Annotated in this window: 3 protein-coding genes and 1 pseudogene; 2 read left to right on the top strand and 2 right to left on the bottom strand. The window is 68.7% G+C overall.

What is annotated here, in order from left to right; genetic code table 11:
• Window positions 1–48 precede the first annotated feature (48 nt).
• Both ENN83_RS13355 and kynU read right to left on the bottom strand, forming a co-directional pair.
• Window positions 49–564 carry a GNAT family N-acetyltransferase gene (locus ENN83_RS13355; RefSeq protein WP_287187723.1) on the bottom strand — a complete coding sequence of 172 codons (516 nt, stop codon included), beginning with the start codon at window positions 562–564 and terminating at the stop codon, window positions 49–51.
• Window positions 522–1,715 (bottom strand): kynureninase, encoded by a 1,194-nt coding sequence (gene kynU, locus ENN83_RS13350; RefSeq protein WP_287187721.1) that lies wholly within the window; start codon window positions 1,713–1,715, stop codon window positions 522–524. Before kynU ends, ENN83_RS13355 begins: the two co-directional genes overlap by 43 nt.
• A gap of 172 nt (window positions 1,716–1,887) precedes the next feature.
• Between kynU and ENN83_RS13345 the strand changes: the two genes are divergently transcribed.
• On the top strand, window positions 1,888–2,343 hold the full coding sequence (locus ENN83_RS13345; protein ID WP_287187719.1) for a methyltransferase family protein: 456 nt from the start codon (window positions 1,888–1,890) through the stop codon (window positions 2,341–2,343).
• A 135-nt stretch (window positions 2,344–2,478) separates the two neighbouring features.
• Window positions 2,479–2,852, top strand: a pseudogene (locus tag ENN83_RS13340) (NAD(P)(+) transhydrogenase (Re/Si-specific) subunit alpha); the annotation flags it as partial.

The raw sequence follows: 2,852 nt of genomic DNA, 5'->3' as shown, positions 1-2,852 counted from the left end.
GCCCTGTTACACGAGGTCCAGCGCGCGAACGGCATCCGCTGTGCGGCGCTAAAGTGCCAGTTCCATGCGGAAATTCGTCAGCGCGACGCCGTGGCGGATGACGCTCTGGCGGCCGGTCTCGCGCCAGCCGTGGCGGGCGTAGAAGGGCCGGGCGATAAGGCTGGCCTCGGTGGTCAATAGCCCCAGCCCCGCCTTGCGCGCGGTCGCCACGATCGCGTCATGCAGCGCCGCGCCGATGCCCTGACCCATGCGGTCGGGCGCGACATAGGCGAATTCCAGGTGGCCGTCGGCATCCAGCGTCATGAATCCCACGATCTTTCGCCCTGCTTCGGCAAGAAGCGTGGTTCCGGCCAGCAGCCGTTCCTCCCAGCCCGGGGCGGGCTCGGGCGAGGGGGCCCAGGCGGCGCGTTCCTCGGGGCCATAGGCGGCAGCGCTGCCCTGGTGGACGGCGGCATAGAAGACCGCATGCGCGGCGGGGCCGTCGCCCGGCCGGGCGGGGCGCAGCCGCAGCCGGGGCGCGATCAGGTCACGGCCGCGCGGATATGATAGGCGGGGTCGTCCCACAGCCTGTTCTCCATCACCTCGGCCAGGATGTCGGCGGCGCGGCGCACCTCGTCCTCGCCGATATAGAGCGGGGCAAAGCCGAAGCGCATGATGTCGGGCGCACGGAAATCGCCGATCACGCCGCGCGCGATCAGGGCCTGCATGGCCGCGTATCCATCGGGGAATCGAAACGAAACCTGGCTGCCGCGCTGGCCGGGGTCGCGCGGGGTGACGAGATGCAGATCGGGGCAGCGCGGCTCGACCAGCGCGATGAACAACTCGGTGAGTTCGATCGAGCGGGCGCGCAGCTTGTCCATGTCGACGCCGTCCCAGATGTCGAGCGCGGCCTCCAGCGCTGCCATCTGCAAGACCGGCGGCGTGCCCACGCGCATCCGTTCGATGCCCGCGCCGGGGCGGTAGGCGGGTTCGAAGGCGAAGGGCGCGGCATGGCCCAGCCAGCCCGACAGTGCGGGGCGCGCGGCGTCCTGATGGCGGGGCGCGACATAGATGAAGGCGGGCGCGCCGGGGCCAGCATTGAGGTACTTGTAGGTGCAGCCCGCGGCGAAATCGGCCCCCGTGCCCGCCAGATCGACCGCAAAGGCCCCGGCAGAATGGGCCAGGTCCCAGAGCACCAGTGCGCCCGCGTCATGTGCTGCGCGGGTCAGCCGCGCCATGTCATGGCGTCGGCCCGTGCGGTAATCCACCTCGGTCAGCATCAGCACCGCGAGATCCGGCCCGATCCGGTCCTCGACCGCCTCGGGCGCGACGATGACCAGTTGATGGCCGCGGCCAAGCCCGGCGATCAGCCCTTCGGCCATGTAAAGATCGGTCGGAAAGTTACCGGAATCGCTGAGGATCACGCGCCTGTCGGGCTGCATCTCAAGCGCCGCGGCAAGCGCCTGGTAGACCTTGATCGACAGCGTGTCGCCCAGCACCACGCTGCCCGGTTCGGCCCCGATCAGTCGGCCCAACCGGTCGCCCAGCGCGCGCGGCTGCGCCATCCAGCCCGCCCGGTTCCAGCCGCCGATCAGCATTTCGCCCCACTCGTCGCGCAGCGTGCGCGCGACCCGGTCGGTGGCGGCCCGGGGCATTGGTCCCAGCGAATTGCCATCCAGATAGATCACACCTTCGGGCAGGTGGAACAGCGCGCGGGTTGCGGTGAAATCGGTCATCCGGCTCTCCTTGGTGTTCAGCCTTGCCCGCGGGCGGGCTGGTGCGCAAGGGGGCGATCTGTCCTTGATCGGGGCAGGGCGCCGCGGTTTAAGGGGGGTGCGGCGCGCGCGGCTGCCCTTTGGCGGGGCGGCCAGCCGCGATTTGTCTGCGCTGAGCCGGCGGGAAGATGCGATGAAACGGATCCTGCACTACGTCGAATTGCCGCCGGTATGGCTGGCCTTGTTCGCCGCGCTGGCCTGGCTTCAGGCGCGGCTGTTCCCGATGGATGTCACCGGGCGCGCGGGCGATCTGATCGGCACCGGGCTGGTCGCGGCGGGGCTGGCGGTGTCGGGCTGGGCGGCGCTGCATTTCGTGCTGGAGCGGACATCGCTGATCCCGCGCGAACGGCCCGACAAGCTTGTTACCACAGGGCTTTTCAGGGTCTCGCGCAACCCGATCTACCTTGCGGACACCGCGATCCTGCTGGGGCTGATCCTGATCTGGGATGCGCTGCCCAGCCTGATCCTTGTGCCGCTGTTCATGAAGGTGATCGAGGCGCGGTTCATCCGCCGGGAGGAGGCGCTGATCCGCGCGCATTACGGCCCGGCCTTCGACGCCTATTGCGAACGGGTGCGCCGCTGGTTGTGATGCGGCGTTGCGACCAAAGGATGCGTTCCGGAATCCTTGGCGATGCGCTTGTGAAACTTAATTGCGCGATGGTAAGAGACTGCGACTTGACGCGGGGCCTTCGGGTCCCGTCGCCTGAGAGAGGGGACAGACAACGTGAAGATCGGCGCACCCAAGGAGATATTCGAGGGCGAGGCCCGCGTGGCCATGACCCCGGACAGCGCGCTCCAGTTGCAAAAGCTGGGCTATAGCTGCCTGATCGAGACCGGCGCGGGCGAAAAGGCGGGCTTCTCCGATTCCGCCTATCAGGAGGCCGGGGTCGAGGTCGTTCATTCGGCCGCCGCGCTGTGGCAGGCGGTCGATATCGTGGTCAAGGTTCGCGAGCCGTCCGAGGCCGAGGCCGACAACCTGCGCAAGGGCCAGACGCTGATCAGCTTTTTCTGGCCGGCCCAGAACGAGGCGCTGTTGCAGCGCTGCAAGGACCGGGGCGCCAACGTCATCGCGATGGACATGGTGCCGCGCATTTCCCG

Source organism: Rhodovulum sp. (assembly GCF_011048875.1).
Lineage (GTDB): Bacteria > Pseudomonadota > Alphaproteobacteria > Rhodobacterales > Rhodobacteraceae > Rhodovulum > Rhodovulum tesquicola.
This window is presented reverse-complemented; position numbering and strand designations above follow the sequence as displayed.

Coding starts and splice junctions, on each gene's coding strand:
- kynU (WP_287187721.1), bottom strand. CDS start 1,715: ATGACCGATTTCACCGCAACCCGCGCGCTGTTCCACCTGCCCGAAGGT.
- ENN83_RS13345 (WP_287187719.1), top strand. CDS start 1,888: ATGAAACGGATCCTGCACTACGTCGAATTGCCGCCGGTATGGCTGGCC.